We start from the raw sequence: 16,212 nt of genomic DNA on the forward strand, positions 1-16,212 counted from the left end.
TCTCAGGCGGCAGCCTCGCGGAGGATGCGAGATAATTCCTCTACCGAATAGGGTTTATGGAGAAGCGGAAATCCGTGCCCGCTGTCTTGGGCCAGGGCATGGCTATAGCCGCTGGTGAGCACCACCGTCTTGTCGGGCCAGCGCGCCCGGATTTGCCTACCCAGTTCGACGCCATTCATCCCCGGCATGACGACATCCGAGAATATGATATCCACATTGTCGTGATCCATTTCCAAAATGGTGATCGCCTCGAGCGCATTGGCCGCCCGCTGGGTTACAAACCCCAGGTCGCCAAGCAGTTGAGACGCAAATTCGCCGACCTGGTCATTATCCTCCACGATGAGAATGCTTGCAGCAGCCGCATCGATCCGCGATTCCGCAACCTTTGCGCCCTTTTCGTCCAATGCGGTGACACGGCGAAGATACAGGCTGAACATCGTGCCTTGACCGACGTCGGTGACCACGTCGATCTCACCACCCGATTGCTTGGTAAAACCATAAACCTGGGAAAGGCCGAGGCCCGTGCCCTTGCCCACTTCCTTGGTCGTGAAAAATGGCTCGAAGATACGCTCCAGCTCCTCCGGGGGGATCCCGGATCCAGCATCGATCACCGAGACCTTCACATAGTCGCCCTTGGCAGCGGCATCTCCCCGACGCGCCGGAACACCATCGGCAGGGACGATCGCGATTTCGATGCGCCCTTCTCCATTCATCGCATCGCGCGCATTTACCGCTAGATTTACAAGTGCGGTTTCGAACTGGCTCGCATCGACTTCGACGCAGCAGCCTTCCCCTTCAGATGTAACGACGAGTTCGACGCGCGCGCCCACCACGGTCCTCAGCATGTCGGCCACCGCTTCCACCCGGGCGACAGCGTTGAAAATCTCGGGCCGCAGAGCCTGCCGACGGGCGAAGGCGAGGAGCTGCCCTGTCAGCTTTGCTGCCCTGTCGGCGGTTTCTGAAATGGCGTCGATATATTTTTGCTGCCGGTCACGCGGCAGTTCGCGCCGACCAAGCAATTCAGCCGAAGAACGAATGATCGTCAGCAGATTGTTGAAGTCATGGGCAACGCCGCCGGTCAGCTGGCCGATCGCCTCCATCTTCTGCATCTGGCGGACCTGGTTTTCAGCCGCCAGCAATTCGCGGGAACGCTCCTCGATCCTGACTTCCAGCGTTTCATTCAGCTTACGCAGTTCTTCGTCCGCGATAGTTCGGTCCAACAGGTCCGCTGCCAGGCGAGCAAGAATATCGAGGAGACGAAGGTCGCGCGGGGATGGTTCGTGCGGAACCGCCCAGTGGGTCGATATCATGCCGAGCAACTTGCCACTGCGAGATAGCAAGGGGGTGGTTTGCGCGGATCGGATTCCAGCCTGGCGGAAGGCTTCCAGATCCGGGGTGCCGCTAATCTCATCCCACAGTTCGTAATCGGGGATCACGGCCCGCTGCCCGAAGCGAAGGGCCATGGTGCAACTGCTATGCGCCCCAGGGCTTACCCATTGCCAGAAGACTACGGCTTCAGGAGGAAGGTTACAGTGGGCCAGGAGCTGCAACTCACCGCCATGGCCAGACGGGTCTCCGCAGGGGCACAGCCGCTGCCTCGTTCCAAATTGCGACTGGGTAATCGTGACGGCTGCTGCCACGATCTTGCTGTATAGTTCACTCAGATTCTGCTCACCGATAAGCTCTACGCTGATGCGATGGAGTAACGCCACATCCGAGGTCTCTTCCTCCACATCGTCTGGAGCGGCCAGGGAGAATAGGGGTGCAACTTGGATGGGTGCCATGGGCGTTACCCACTTTATGATGGACTCGTGTCAGGCATAGCATTTGCCCTGCGGATGCACGACGGCTTTCGTCTTGATCGAGATCAGCGCCCTTTGCTTGTTCAGTTGTTCGACCTGCTTTTCGCGGCTCGAATCTCGACCGGGGCGATACCCACTTGCGAGATAGCCTGCGAAAGCGCCTTGCCGTCATAGGGCTTGGCGAGCAGCACCGTTTTTGGCGCGGACCGATCATAGTCGAGCTGCGTGTCACCTGTTGCAAAGATGATGCCGATATGAGGCAACATCTGACGAGCTATCGCCGCTAGATCGGGGCCTGTCATTCCCGGCAGGTTCGCATCGGTGATCAGCACATCGACATGGGTCGTCTGGAGCGCTGAAACAGCATCCTCAGCGCTCAGCGCCTCGATGACAGTCAGGCCGAGATCCTTTACCAGCTCGGCGGTGTTTGCCAGGATGATCGCATCATCTTCCACGATCAGCGCAAGCGCATTGCGGCGCTCCGGCTCTTCATTCGGCGTCGGGCTTGCTATCGTCCGGGCAAGGTTGCGCTGGCGCTGGTTGGCCAGCACATGGCGGAACTTTCGTGCGAGCGCATCGCGCGAATAGGGCTTTGAGAGCAATTCCACGCCCGCGTCGAGGCGGCCGCCATGGACAATGGAATTTTCCGTATAGCCCGAGGTGAACAGCACGGCGATGTCCGGCTGCCGTTCGCGCGCCATGCGGGCGAGTTCCGCGCTCTTGAGCCGGCCCGGCATGACGACGTCCGTGAACAGCATGTCGATCTGGATGCCGCTCTCGATCACGCTGAGCGCGCTCGAAGCATCGACTGCTTTGAGGACGCCATAGCCAAGATCATTCAGCATCTCGACGACCGTGGCGCGGACGGCGTCGTCATCCTCGACGACCAGAACTGTCTCGCTGCCGCCGCGGATCGGACCGCTGTCCAGTTCGACCTCGAGATCCTCATTTTCGACGGAACGAGGGAAATAGAGCTTTATGGTCGTGCCTTCGCCGACCTCCGAGTAGAGTTTGACATGTCCGCCCGACTGTTTGACGAAGCCATAGACCATAGAGAGGCCAAGGCCCGAACCCTTGCCCTCGCTTTTGGTGGAGAAGAATGGATCGAACACTTTTTCGATGATTTCCGGCGGTATCCCGCTGCCGGTATCGGTGACAGCCAGCATCACATATTGGCCGGGCGCGACCTCGCTATGGCTGCGGGCATATTCATCATCGAGGCTGGCATTGCCCAATTCTATCGTAAGCTTGCCCTGGCCTTCCATCGCATCGCGGGCGTTGATGGCAAGGTTGAGCAAGGCATTTTCGACCTGCGCAGGGTCGACGAACGTGTTCCAGAGCCCGCCGCCCACGATCGTCTCGACTTCGATGCCCTCGCCGATCGCACGGCGGAGCATGTCATCCATGTCGCGCACGAAGCGCGTTACATTGACGACCTTGGGTTCAAGTGCCTGCCGCCGTCCAAAAGCCAGCAATTGGGCGGCGAGCTTGGCGCCGCGGGTGACGCCAGCCATGGCGTTGGCAACGCGGGTTTCGGCTTTTTCGTTGCCGGCAATGTCGCGCGCCAGCAGCTGAAGATTGCCCGAGACGACCTGGAGAAGGTTGTTGAAATCGTGGGCGACGCCGCCGGTTAGCTGGCCGATCGTCTCCATCTTCTGCGATTGCGCCAGGATCGCCTCGGCCTGGCGCCGCTCTGCCATCTCTTCGACCACACGGGTTTCGAGCGTCTCGTTGAGATGGCGCAGCTGCTCCTCCGCCCTTTCACGATGCTGGACCTGACGTTCAAGAGCGGCTTCGCGCCGGACGCGATCCTCGATATCGAAGACCAGCACATGGAAGCCCGCAACCGAGCCGTCTGTCTCAATCCGGGGGATATAACGCACTTCGGCGGCGCGGTCCTCTCCCGAACGATGCGGCATGGTCGTATCGGCCACCACCCATTCGCCCGCCATCGCCCGCTCGATTAGCGGCAGGCGGGCCACATATGTCTTTTCGCCAACGACGTCCCTGACATGGCGACCAATCACCTCCGAAGGCGGCTTGCCTACCCAATCCTCGTAGAAGCTGTTGGCGAAGCGATAGACATGGCCCGCATCGACATAGGAAATCAGGACCGGCAGCGAATCCGTGATGATGCGCAACTCGGACTCGCTCTTGGCCAGCGCCCGCTGCGCTTCGACCTTTTCGGTATTCTCGATGACGGTGCACATCACCCCGCCGACCTTGCCGTCCTCATCATAGATCGGCGTGTAGAAGAGATCGAAAATCACTTCTTCAGGCGTGCCGTAGCGATTGAGAACCATGGGCTGGTCGAGATGGGAAACCACCTCGCCGCCAAAGCCGGACGCCAGAATCTGTCTATTAAAGTCCCAGATTTCCGGCCAGATCCCCGGAACGGTCCCGCCCATCGCCTTAGGGTGATAATCGCCTGCAATGGCGACATAGCCGTCATTGTAGATCATGACATGCTCGGGTCCCCACATGAGGACCTTTGGCACAGGCGAGTTCAGCACATTGTTGACCGTAGCGCGCAACTGCGCCGACCAGCGCGAGGGAGTGCCAAGCTGCGTCGACGCCCAGTCCACCCGACGCATCAGGTCGATTGATTCTCCGCGGCCCTTCAGCCACCAGAATGGGTCGCCGGATGCAACCTCTTCCCGCTCTCGCAGGAGCTTGAGCGCAGTGCGAACTACTTCACTGGCATTGCCATATTCGCCAGCTTCAAGCCGAGCTTCGATGAAGCGATCAAGCTCGGCGGTAAGGGAGACATTCCGGGAAAGACGATTGGCCATGGTGCCGGAGATGACAACGGCACAGGACTGTGTCAACAGATGGCACATTGATCGAAATCAGGGGGAAATTGCCTCGCCTCATGATGCCTCCAGTTGTGCCGACAAACCTACGGAGGCGTTTTCGTCATGTCGGCTATTACGGCGGTGAGCGTCTAAATGGTGAAAGGCTATTGATGGCCTGCTTGAGCTTGGAAATGCCAAAGCGCGCCGCTTGGCTCGGCTCAATGTGGGGCATCGCGGGTATCTCATCAGGATCGACGATGGCATGAAGGATGGCCGGCCCCTCTGCTGCCAGCCAGCGGTCGACCGCAGCCGGAAGCTCGGCAGGCTTTTCAACGCGAAATCCTTGGACGCCACACGCCTGCGCAAAGGCGGCGAAATCCATGTTTGGGAAAACGGAGCCAGGCGCTGGGGGCACGCCAGCCCCCTCCATTTCCAGATGGACAAGGCCCCAGCCGCTATTGTCATAGACGACGATCTTGACTGGAAGCGCATGCTCTACCGCGGTCATGAATTCGCCGAGCAGCATGGTGAAACCGCCATCGCCCACATGCAATATCACCTGGCGTTGCAGATCCAGTGCCTGCGCGCCATTGGCAATGCCAAGGCCTGTGCCGACCGCCGCATTGTTGAATGAGCCGGTAATTTGCTGACGACCCGACTGGCGTAACCAGTTCGACGCCCACAAGGTCACTTCTCCAGTATCTGTCACCCAGATGGCATTGTCGCTTGCCCGGTCGCTGATCGCCCGGGCGACGACCTGCGGATGAAGCTTGTCATGTGACCGGTCGAGAGCAGCCTTTTCATCGAGCATACTGTTCCAGGCTGCGCGGTCGGCGTTGACCTTATCCAGGAAATGCGTGTCGGAGCGTTGCGGCAGGCGGTCTAGCAACAGGCGCAAAGCGGGCCGGACCGAACCCACAACGCCCAGTGTGACCGGGGTCCGCCGTCCAAGGGCAAAGGCGCGCTCGTCGATCTGGATGGTTTTTACGTCCTCGGGGAGAAATTCCGAATAGGGATAGTCGGTCCCGAGCATGAGCAGAATGTCCGCATCGGCAAGAGCGTCGACTCCGGGACGACCTCCGATGAGACCGACACCACCGATCCAGCGTGGGTCATCATAGGGGAGAATGTCCTTGCCGCGATAGGTGTGGACAAGGGGAGCGTGGAGCCTGTCCGACAAGGCGCTGAGTTCGGCTGCGGCGCCATGGCAGCCATGGCCGCATAGGACGGCAACCTTGGTCGCCTCGCCGATTTGCGCAGCTATTCCTGCGATATCCTCGGCTGCCGGCGCTACTTCGGGCCGCGGCCGCAGCGTGGCGATGCTCGGCACGGATGCGGTGACCTTCGCAGAAAAAATGTCCGGCGGAATCGAGATATGCGCGACGCCCCGATTGCCATAGGCCTGCGCTATAGCCTGGTGGATCACGGAGGCTGCCTGCTGGGGAGACGCAATGATCTCGCTATAAACCGCGACGTCGCCAAACAGCGCTACAGGATCATCCTCCTGCAAATAATCCGTACCACGCTTGGCAGATGCGACGCCGCCGGAGATGGCGAGCACCGGCGCGTGATCCTTGCGCGCTTCATATAGCCCGGACACCAGATGATTGGCGCCGGGACCAGTCGTGCCGCAACATACCCCGAGCCTGCCAGTCAACTTCGCCTGGCCGGTAGCCGCCAGGGCGGCACCTTCCTCATGCCTGACACCAATCCACCGGACGACCTCCTGGCGCCGGATAGCGTCAGTAAAGGGATTAAGCGCGTCCCCTACGATGCCGAAGACCTGATGGGCGCCAATCTGGTCGAGGGTCTGCACCAAAAGTTCGGCAACGGTCATCGACATCATGGCTTCTCCTTGTGAGGGGTACCAAGGAGACGGCTTGCGCTTCAGGATGTTCCGCCATCGATCAACTGCGTTGTCATGCGATCTTGCCGATGATCGGAGGGGCATGGGCTATTTGCAGGTCGATCCCGGTCCTCATGCGTCAGACTGTGATTGTGATAATGCCTTTTGAGCGTGGGACCGGCAGCCCTCGACCCGCGTTGTGGGGGGATGGCCCAGCGTCCTTTCAAAGTCTTTCGAACCTCGGCCGGATTTGAGGATGCCTATGTCGCTGCTAAAAGCCAGAAGGCTGCGCTGGAGGCATGGGGAGCGAGGTCGAACCTGTTCGCCAGCGGCATGGCTGAGATAGTCACGGATCCGCAACTCACCAAGGCGGCGCTTGCACAGCCAGGCAAGGTCATCCGGGCGCCTCGCGGCACGCCAGCGCAGCACCTCGCGGCTGCGGGCGCCGCTCGGCCGCGCCGCGCCAAGTCGGGGCGAAAAGGGCAGGACGGGAACAGCGTGGCTCCCAGTCTGGTGCGAGCGAAGCCCAAACCAAAGCCCAGTCGGAGCAGGCTCGACAATGCTACGCATGCTATGGAAGAGCAAAGGCGACAGTTCGCGGACGCTTTGTCGGAAATCGACCGTCGGATAGCTGACCTGCGACAAGAGCGGGAGACCCTCCGGTCAAAGCGGGATTTGGCTCTTGCTAAACTGGAAGAACGGCGAGATCGGGAAGACGAGGCTTACCGATCCGCTCTCGACAGATGGCGGGGTCAGGCCGGGCCATAATCGGCAAATAGCGTCGTGCCTGGTTCCACCGTCTCGATCGCGTGTTAAAGCGTCACGCATCATCTTGGATAAGGACTGGCTTTCAGGAGACCAGCAAGATGCACGGCATTGCCCGCCACCATCTTCGCGGTCTTGGTGACCATCTTTGGCGTTTCGTCCAGATCCTTAAAGTCCGTCGATCCCATTGCTTCCCCCACCCAATAGCATGCGGCCACAGCCGGGATCGTCCATCCGACGTCGTTCAGGGCCTGAAAAAGTTGAGCGGATGAAAAATGGGCGCCGTCTTCGTTGCCGACGATCGCAGCCACAGCGACCTTTCCATAGCTTGGCATGCGGCCCTGCTCGTCAGTCTCGGACAAAAAAGCATCCATCCGCTCCAGCACGCGCTTGGCGACGCTGCCAATCTGGCCCATCCAGATCGGACCACCAAAAATCAATATGTCATGGGCCAGTATCTTCGTGCGCAATGCGGGCCATTCGTCACCTTCCCCCTCGTCAGAGGTAACGCCCGGCTTGATGTCGAGTGCCGCGACACGGACTGTTTCGGTCACCTCTACCTGCACATCTGCAAAGGCCTTTTCGAGGACGGCAATCATTGCATCGGTTGAGCTCTCATCCGTTGTAACGGCCTTGAGCGTACAGTTTATTGCCAGCGCCTTGAGGGCCATGATCTTCTCCTGTTTGCAGATTAGGACTTTGCTGTCTGGTCATGATTGCCCATGGAGACAGGAAATCAGGCGTTGCCCTTACGTCGCCGCGTTTCCCAACCCTTTTTCGCGGCAGCCGACCGGTCGGAAGCGCTCTGGCTGGAACCGCCTTTGCGTCCGCCCTTGCGCGAACTGTCATGATTTTCAGCCTTGCCGCGTCCGGAACCCGCTTTGTTTCCGCCGCCCGATTCCTTATTGACCGTCGCCCAGGCGCGGCGCTCGGCCTCCTTGTGAGAAACGCCGTGATCCTCATAGCCCTCTTCGATATGGGCGGCCTTGCGTTTCTGCTTGTCGCTATAGCTCGACTTGTCACCTTTCGGCATCGCATCTCTCCTTATTCGGCATCGGGCAACTGCGCATTTGACGGCTCATGGAAAGGGCAGCCGTTCAACCGCCCGCGCATTTCGGACGACGCAGCATAGGCCACTTTGCGCGCTCGCATCACCGCACCGAGCGGACGATGCGCCTCGATCCCATGCCAAGGATTGAACGCTGTCTGATCGTCGAGCACCCGCGCTCTGTCCCAAGTCCAGCTCGGCTGTGGCGCAATGCTGATGACCGCGACCGCAACATAGGGATTGTCCTCTTCAGGCCAGGCAACCGACGCATCCTCGATCGGATTGGCAGCAAGATCACGGGCAAGCTGAACGCGTATTTCCCATTCACCGCCTTGCGCCGCCAGCAGGCTGGCAATCTCTTCGCGCAGCGCATCGTCACGACCGGCGATGTCGATTTCCTGGCCTTCGAGCGCCTTGAAATTCTCTGAGAGCGGGACCACGCCAAGTTTGGCGATATAGTCGCCATAACGGATCGGCGCCTGGGTGAAGAAGCTCTCGCCAAGGGGGTGGGTGTGGCGATGGCCGCCAAGCTGTTCGAGCAAGGCGCTCTCGCCGCCCAGTGCTTCGACGCCCTTCTCGGCCGTTCGAAAGACGGCAGATACTGCTTTTTTGAGTCCTTCGACCTTGTCGGTAGTCTTGGCGAGCAGCTTCAGGTTCGCGAGGAACTTCTTTGGACCCGGGGTCGGAAAGGCAACACCATTGGCGAACAGGAAATCCTGCGTACTGTCGCCTTCGCTCCCTGCCAGCCGCTCGCCTTCGACGCCGACGAGCTTGATTGCAAAGCCACGGATCAATGAGACGCTGTCAGGCAATATGTCGCCAGCGCCAGTGGATATCCGTACCAGAGCATCATAGCTGTTCGGCTGGGCAAAAACGCCCTGCGCATAATGAGGCGGCAACCCTTCGAGCACGCGAACACGGGCCTGAAGGAGGGCGTGGCTCTTGGCATGGACGCCGCGAAACCCATGGCCCAGATCACGATAGGTGGTCTCGATGATCTGGCGGAAAGTGTCCGCCAGTTCGGCATTTACGTCCGCCTCATCCTGGTCAATCCGTTCGACGTCGGGCGTATAGGGGATCGGGCTGCTCATCGGGCCTCCGGCGTTCGTTTGAAACATCTCAATCCGGGCGCGCGCTATCGCGATCCCCGGCCGGATAATCCTCGGGTTTTACCGTGCCGACATTCGGCCGGTCTTCCACCTTTTCGGAGGGCTTTCCCTTAGGCCGATCATCCTCAGCCTCATGGCCTGGACGCGCATCGCCGAGCGGGCCTCGCGCTACCTTGCGGGTATCTTCGGACATCTCAGCCTCCTATTGCGCACTGCCGGGCTCAGCCATCTTGCGATGCTGCTCAGCCAAAATGGATTGAGGGACGATACCCGCGGCCGCGACCTGCAGCTTGTTCGAGAAGCCCGAAACGACATGTCCCTTTCCGGCCAGGAGCGCGTCCCAGCCATCCTTTGCAACCTTGGCCGGATCGGCCTTGTTATCGTCGGCACCAACCGATGTGTCGGCGCCCAGGCCAGCGCGGTCGAAAAATTCCGTGTCGGTCACGCCGGGCATCAGCGTCGTCAGCGTGACGCCCTTATGATCCTTCAGTTCATTGCGCAGCGCTTCGGTGAAATTGTCGATGAAAGCCTTGGTGCCGTTGTAGACCGCGTTGAAGCTGCCGGGAATGAACCCGGCGATCGAGCCGGTGACCAGGATCTTTCCCGAATCGCGCGCCACCATCTGGCCGAGCACCTTGTGAAGAAGGTAGATGGTGCCGGTGATGTTGGTGTCGATGACATGGCGCCAATCGAACAGTTGCTGGTCGAGAAACGCATGTCCCAGGCCATGCCCCGCATTGGCGCAGAGCAAGTCCACCTGTCGCCCGTCGGCGCGATCGAGCAACTGATCGACACCCTGGACGGTCGAAAGATCGACCTCCAGCGTATCGACCGCGACGCCCAAACTTGCGAGTCCAGCCGAGGCATCGGCAAAGGGCGTGTCGGCAACGAGGAGGAGATCATAGCCATCTGCGGCCGCCAGTTTTGCCAATTCAGCGCCGATCCCGCTCGACGCGCCGGTGATGATTGCGAATTTATCGGCCATATCTTTTCTCCTCACGCCGCGACGCGATCAAGGCCGGGCTTCAGCACGATCTTGGTCACTTCATTCTGCTGCTCGTGGAACATCTTGTAGCCCTTGGGAGCATCCTCCAGCCCCATGCGGTGCGAGATGAGGAAGGTCGTATCGATCTTCCCTTCGACGATCGCGTTCAGAAGCGCGGGCATATAATGCTGGACGCTGGTCTGGCCGGTCTTGAGCGTCAGCCCCTTCTCCATGAAGGCGCCCAGTGGGAATTTATCGACAAAGCCGCCATAAACGGCCGGCATGGAGACGCGTCCACCTTTGCGGCAGGCATGGATTGCCTGTCGGATCGAATGGGTTCTGTCGGTGCCAAGGAACATCGACGCCTTGATCTGATCGACCACATTGTCGAGGAAGAAGCCGTGCGCTTCGAGGCCAACGGCGTCGATGACTGCATCGGGACCGATGCCGCCAGTCATCTCCATCAACGCCTCATATGTCTTCGATTCTTCATAGTTGATGGTCTCCGCGCCGAATCGCTTCGCCAGCTCAAGGCGATGAGGAAAATGGTCGATCGCGATCACCCGCTGCGCGCCCATCAGGAAGGCGGACTGAACCGCGAAAAGGCCGACCGGTCCGCAGCCCCAGACCGCGACGGTGTCGCCCGGCTCGATGTCGGCATATTCGGCCGCCTGCCAGCCGGTGGGGAGAATATCCGAAAGGAAAAGGACCTGGTCATCCTCCAGCCCATCGGGAACGACGATCGGCCCGACGTCGGAAAATGGAACCCGGACATATTCGGCCTGCCCCCCGGCATAGCCGCCGGTCAGGTGGCTGTAGCCGAACAGTCCGGACATTGGCTGACCATACATTTCTTGGCCGATATCCTGATTGTCGGCGGGATTGCCGTTATCGCAGGCGGAATATTGGTGCTTGCCGCAATGGTAGCAGCTCCCGCAGGCGATGGTGAAAGGCACCACCACCCTCTGCCCCTTCTTCAAGGTGGATTTTGCGCCGGTCTCTACGACTTCGCCCATGAACTCATGGCCAAGGATGTCGCCCGCTTTCATGGTCGGGATGTAGCCATCGTAAAGGTGCAGGTCCGAACCGCATATGGCGGTCGAACTGATCTTGATGATGGCGTCGCGCGGATTGAGGATTTCAGGGTCGTCGACGGTATCGACGCGGACATCATGCTTGCCGTGCCAGGTGAGCGCGCGCATCAGTTCTTCTCCTCGGCAAATTGCTGTGCTGTGCGGGCGGCAGTGGCGACCTCGCCGGTTTCCATGAGCTGCTTGAAGCGCCGCAGATCGCGCCGCGCCTGGATGGCTGGTTCGCGCTGGAACATCTTGGCGACGATCTTGCCGATGAACCCGGCGGGCGGATCATAGGCAATGGTGGCCGTGACGATGGTGCCGCGTTCGCCTGCGTCGCGAAATTCGATTCGACCGCTATTGGGAACGTCAGCGCCTTCGACCGAAGCCCAGGCGATCAGCTCACCGTCTATCTCTTCGGTGATCACGGCATCCCATTCGACGGTCTTTCCCGCCGGCGCCTTCACCACCCAGTGGGAACGTTCAGCGGCAATAATGTCCACGCGCTCCACATTGTCCATGAAGCTGGGCAGCTGGGTGAAGTCGCGCCAGTAGGCAAAGAGTTCGGCGCGAGGTCGGTTGATGGTCACGGACTTGCCGATGAGGCTTTCATGGCCCGCACCCTTGATGTCGGTTGCGGACTCTTTCTTCTGTTCGCTCGACTTGGCGGTGGCCGCAGGGGCATCGTCTGTCGCTCGGCTCATGGGCATAGCTCCTTGGGCAAGAGAAAATCGGGTGCGCCAGCAGGGAAGGGCGCATCAAAGGCGAGCCCTGATCTCGCCGCTACTCAACGCCATTGCCGCAGCAATGGACCCATAAGCGCCGGCATAAATCTTATTGATGGAGATCAGTGTCGGTGCCGCAGCGGGCGCCGGGTTCCGCCATAAATGGCTGCGCGAGGCTCTTCAGGCGTGCATGCCCTGCTTCCTGCCACTGGAACGGACGATAGCTGAAGCCGTTAGCTTGGGCATCCTCCACTAGTCGGACCGGAAGATGGTCATGCTGCGGAACAACGGACTGACGCTCGTCCTGCTGTTGTTTTTTGCGGCGACTATTATCGGACAATGGATCGCGGGCTGGCATGTTCAGGTCGAAGACGCCCACCGCCATGGTGAACAGGCGCTTTCGCTCATCGCCTATAGCTTCAGCCCCGAATTTCTCTCCAGTGTCTTTGAAAATTGGGAGAGCGAGTTCCTGCAGATGTCAGCCTATGTGGTGCTAACCGCTTTCCTCATCCAGCGCGGTTCGGCGGAGTCCAAGGATCCGGACGGCCCGCCGCGCGACGCAGACCTTGATCTCCAGGCCAGCAAGCCCGGTGCACCGAAAATCCTGCGATGGGGACCAATCTGGCGCGCGCTCTACGCGCAATCGCTCGGTTTGGCCCTCGCGTCGCTCTTCCTTGCTTCGTTCGTCGTCCACTGGACACAAAGCGCCAGGGTCGCGGCGCAAGATGCTGTAGCACATGGGGAAAAGCCACTCACAACGATAGCCTATCTTGGCGATCCTCAGCTTTGGTTTGAATCCTTTCAGAACTGGCAAAGTGAGTTTCTCTCGACTGCAGTTCTGGTGCTTCTATCCATTTTCCTTCGCCAACGGGAATCGCCGGAATCCAAGGCCGTGGCAGCACCTCATAACCAGACTGGCGAGTAAACATATGTGTATGGCTCATACTCGCGAACCACTTCCTTTTTGCGAGTCGTTAGCGAGGAACCATAGCTGGTGCTGACAACTTCATTGGCGATCACCCAATAGGAGAATTAGGATGGCTGAGCCGCAATTCACCGATGCGATCGCGCTGCTGAAGGCCGACCATCGCAAGGTCGAGGATCTGTTCGAGAAGTTCGAGGCTGCGAAATCCGCAGACCGCAAGCAGGCGCTGGCGCATGAGATTTGTGTCGAGCTCAAAATCCACACGCTCCTCGAGGAAGAAATCTTCTATCCCGCCTTTCGCGGGTTGATCGAGGATGACACACTCGACGAAGCCTATGTCGAACATGATGGCGCCAAGGTGCTGATTAACGACATAGTGGCCGGCTCGCCCGGCGACGCCTTCTATGACGCTAAGGTCAAGGTGCTTTCGGAAGAAATCAAGCATCATGTCCATGAGGAGGAAATGCCGTCTGAGGGCATGTTCGCGCAATGCCGGAAAACTGACGTGGATCTTGTGGCACTCCGCGACACGATGGCCGCACGCAAGAAGGAATTGCTTGCGAAGGCAAAGACAGACGGGCTGCCCGCCGCGAAGCCGACGGCTGTGAAACTGCTCGCAGCCTGACCCGTGCCAGTAAAAGGGAATGAGTTGGCGCCTGAAAACGGCGGCGGCCCATTTCTTGCGACCACTAACCGACAGAATCCTCCACCGCAGTGGCCATCCTCTCTAAGTCGCAAGGCTTGGCCGGAAGCTAATCGCCGTCGGGTAAGGTCCTTGCAGGGGCCAGCTACCTCTTGAAGTGAGGGCTAGCGACACTTCGCCGCACGCGCTTGCAGATGGTGCTGGCGAGTTCCGGATCGTCCTGGGAACTGGCGAGAGGATATTCTACAGCAACAATGCTCCCTTTCTCATGTCGAGGCAGCTATCTGGGCTCCGACATTTTGGCAAAGACAGGGCGATTTCGTGAAGGTTGCGAAAAACCTCATCTGCTCCGCCTCTCGTTAAAATCCGCCAGTGCTGCGGGCCACTCTCCCTCGACTAGAGGCGCCAGGCTATCGAACCATGCGCGTGGGCGCAGCAGCGTCAGCCGATCACTGGCAAAGTTCAGGTCTGCCCAGTCCAAAGCGCGAAGTTCTTCATCCACGCCTCCCCAACCGCCAGATGCGATGACGACGTAACTTACCCTGCCGCTCTTGCAGGTCACGAGGGCCTCAACGGCTTTTCCGATCGGCTCGCCTTCAGCATCAACGACCGGCATGCCAGCGACGCTCGTCGCGGTAAAAAGACTCGGATAGAGGGAGCGCTGGCTTGCCTGGGCGGCGGATTTGCCGCCATCTTCATATGCGCGCTGCTTGCCAAGCCAGCGCCAGACGCCGATGAGATTGACGAGGGTTAGAAATCCGTTGGTGGCCAGCAGGTTTGCCTGTCCCGAAGAGAATCCCACTATCGACCAGGCGATCGATCCCAGGGTGAAGACCCCGAAACCCCAGCCGGTGACACGTGCGCCCAGATTGGCTGCGGTCATCATGGCCGCAATCATGGTGGCAGCAGGGGCAATCCAACCGGCGAGGTCTTCCAACTCGGGTAGCTCCATGATCAAAAGGTCAGAAGCGACTAACGCGAAGCGCTCTTGCTGGTGCCGGATCGAAGGCAGATTTCTCGGGTTGCCCTTTGCGCGCGTACGGCAACAGCGCTTTAGCCCGAGCAAACGGGAAGCCAGCCCCCTAAGATTCTGTTGGGGCAGGGGGCCTTTAGTGATGGTCGCGATCAAAATGCCGGACCACCAGTGACGGGGCGCCTAGTTTGCTGTTCCTGGCGCGCGATGACCCGAGCTATATGTCGGGTAGGTCCTGCACCCCAATGGTAGCCATCGTGAACGGATAATTGCCCACGCTTGGCGGTCGAACACATTTAGGCTGGCACCGCTGAAACGGAGTATGTCGACGACCGGTTCGCCTGATCCACGCTTGTGAAAAAACCATCGATGGAAGCGAGGACGTTCTGAACCGCCGAAGCGTCAAAGCGCATCGACGTGCTCAAGGCGAAGCTCGGTCTCGACTGAGCGCTTACGGTTCGTCTGTCAGCGAGTCAGATGGTCACGTGCGAGGCAAATGGTCACGACCCGTTCGCCGTCCCGCCATGCCTGTTCGATAGTGCCACCAAGTCCACGCATGGCTGCGCGCATCAGCTCTGTCCCGAAACCCTGATCGCCATTGTCGAAAGTGCCACCGCATTCTCGCCAGGCGATGGTGACGTTTCCTTGCGTCATTGAGATATCAACCTGGAGCAGGCCGTCGGAATTGGAGAGCGCGCCATATTTGACGGCATTGGTGGCGAGTTCGTGCATGAGCAGCGCTAGTGACGTTGACGCGCCCGCGCCCACAGGCGCGTCGCACTGCGCGACGGTGATCTGACCCTCGTCGCGATAGGGCTCCAGGACTGCTCCAATCAGCTCGCTCAGCGCGGCACCGGAGCGTTCTTCGCCTGGAAGTCCGAGGACGAGTTGCTGCGCTGCGCCGAGCGCGATGATCCGGCTGCTCAGGTTATCGGCGAAGTCATCCACATCGTCGGCCCGTCGTCGGCCAACGCTGACCAGCCCCTGCACGATCGAGAGCAGGTTCTTGATGCGGTGATGCATCTCGCGGACCAGGAGCCGCTGGTCCTCGGCATGACGCAGCCGCTCGCCGATATCGCGCGCGATTTTAGACGCGCCGATAATCTCGCCTTCGGCGTTGCGCACCGGCGAAATGGTGACCTCGATATGGACGGGTTCGCCATCACTGCGGCGGCGCACCGTTTCGAACCGATCGACGCGTTCGCCGGCCCGCAGCTTGCCGATAATCTCGGCTTCTTCGTGGAGCCGGTCCTCAGGGATGATGAGCGTGATGGGCTGGCCGATGGCCTCGGAGGCGGAGAACCCGAACAGCTTCTCGGCTCCCGCATTCCAGCTGGTGATGACGCCGTCGAGCGTTTTGCTGAGGATCGCGTCGCCGGAATTGTCGACCACCGAGGAAAGCCACAAACCGGCGTCGAATTTGGGATCGTACATCGTCGAATGGCTCATGTCCCCTCATTCCCGGAATGCCCGGTGGCCATTTGAAAGTCTCGTTGTGACGGCCCACGTACAGAGTCGCAGTG

At 59.9% G+C, this 16,212-nt stretch carries 14 protein-coding genes; 2 read left to right on the top strand and 12 right to left on the bottom strand.

From position 1 onward, the window contains the following. Positions 1 to 2: 2 nt before the first annotated feature. The 10 genes from F4U95_RS16065 to F4U95_RS16110 all read right to left on the bottom strand — a co-directional run bounded on the left by F4U95_RS16065 (position 3) and on the right by F4U95_RS16110 (position 12,127). The gene (locus F4U95_RS16065; protein ID WP_150426379.1) at positions 3 to 1,784 is read right to left on the bottom strand and encodes an ATP-binding protein; all 1,782 of its coding nucleotides are present in this window, start codon (positions 1,782 to 1,784) and stop codon (positions 3 to 5) included. Between the two features lie 101 nt (positions 1,785 to 1,885). After that, a complete protein-coding gene (locus F4U95_RS16070; protein WP_150426380.1) occupies positions 1,886 to 4,594 on the bottom strand; it encodes a type II toxin-antitoxin system ParD family antitoxin in 2,709 nt (902 codons plus the stop codon). A 136-nt stretch (positions 4,595 to 4,730) separates the two neighbouring features. Beyond that, complete coding sequence (locus F4U95_RS16075; protein WP_246171620.1) at positions 4,731 to 6,443, bottom strand: thiamine pyrophosphate-binding protein; 1,713 nt, start codon at positions 6,441 to 6,443, stop codon at positions 4,731 to 4,733. A gap of 827 nt (positions 6,444 to 7,270) precedes the next feature. Next, entirely contained in the window at positions 7,271 to 7,879 is a 609-nt protein-coding gene (locus F4U95_RS16080) for a flavodoxin family protein (RefSeq protein ID WP_150426381.1), read from the bottom strand. Positions 7,880 to 7,944: 65 nt separating this feature from the next. Continuing rightward, the gene (locus F4U95_RS16085) at positions 7,945 to 8,241 is read right to left on the bottom strand and encodes a plasmid stabilization protein (protein WP_150426382.1); all 297 of its coding nucleotides are present in this window, start codon (positions 8,239 to 8,241) and stop codon (positions 7,945 to 7,947) included. Between the two features lie 11 nt (positions 8,242 to 8,252). After that, complete coding sequence (locus F4U95_RS16090; RefSeq protein WP_150426383.1) at positions 8,253 to 9,347, bottom strand: catalase family protein; 1,095 nt, start codon at positions 9,345 to 9,347, stop codon at positions 8,253 to 8,255. A 28-nt stretch (positions 9,348 to 9,375) separates the two neighbouring features. After that, positions 9,376 to 9,558, bottom strand: a complete 183-nt coding sequence (locus F4U95_RS16095; RefSeq protein WP_150426384.1) for a hypothetical protein — start codon at positions 9,556 to 9,558, stop codon at positions 9,376 to 9,378. A gap of 9 nt (positions 9,559 to 9,567) precedes the next feature. Next, positions 9,568 to 10,350, bottom strand: coding sequence for an SDR family NAD(P)-dependent oxidoreductase (locus F4U95_RS16100; protein ID WP_150426385.1), 783 nt, complete (start codon positions 10,348 to 10,350; stop codon positions 9,568 to 9,570). An 11-nt stretch (positions 10,351 to 10,361) separates the two neighbouring features. Beyond that, positions 10,362 to 11,552, bottom strand: a complete 1,191-nt coding sequence (locus tag F4U95_RS16105; protein ID WP_150426386.1) for a zinc-dependent alcohol dehydrogenase — start codon at positions 11,550 to 11,552, stop codon at positions 10,362 to 10,364. Continuing rightward, positions 11,552 to 12,127, bottom strand: a complete 576-nt coding sequence (locus F4U95_RS16110) for an SRPBCC family protein (RefSeq protein ID WP_150426387.1) — start codon at positions 12,125 to 12,127, stop codon at positions 11,552 to 11,554. The genes F4U95_RS16105 and F4U95_RS16110 overlap by 1 nt, the downstream gene beginning before the upstream one ends. Positions 12,128 to 12,422: 295 nt before the next feature. Here F4U95_RS16110 and F4U95_RS16115 point away from each other — a divergent pair, with 295 nt between their 5' ends. Next, complete coding sequence (locus F4U95_RS16115; protein WP_246171621.1) at positions 12,423 to 13,073, top strand: DUF6766 family protein; 651 nt, start codon at positions 12,423 to 12,425, stop codon at positions 13,071 to 13,073. A 112-nt stretch (positions 13,074 to 13,185) separates the two neighbouring features. Next, positions 13,186 to 13,698, top strand: a complete 513-nt coding sequence (locus F4U95_RS16120; protein ID WP_150426389.1) for a hemerythrin domain-containing protein — start codon at positions 13,186 to 13,188, stop codon at positions 13,696 to 13,698. Between the two features lie 358 nt (positions 13,699 to 14,056). Here F4U95_RS16120 and F4U95_RS16125 read toward each other — a convergent pair whose 3' ends face one another. After that, on the bottom strand, positions 14,057 to 14,653 hold the full coding sequence (locus tag F4U95_RS16125; protein ID WP_312313005.1) for a PRC-barrel domain-containing protein: 597 nt from the start codon (positions 14,651 to 14,653) through the stop codon (positions 14,057 to 14,059). Between the two features lie 501 nt (positions 14,654 to 15,154). After that, complete coding sequence (locus F4U95_RS16130; RefSeq protein ID WP_246171622.1) at positions 15,155 to 16,138, bottom strand: sensor histidine kinase; 984 nt, start codon at positions 16,136 to 16,138, stop codon at positions 15,155 to 15,157. Positions 16,139 to 16,212 lie beyond the last annotated feature (74 nt).

Origin of the sequence: Sphingobium limneticum (genome assembly GCF_008710165.1) — a bacterium.
Classification (GTDB): domain Bacteria; phylum Pseudomonadota; class Alphaproteobacteria; order Sphingomonadales; family Sphingomonadaceae; genus Sphingobium; species Sphingobium limneticum.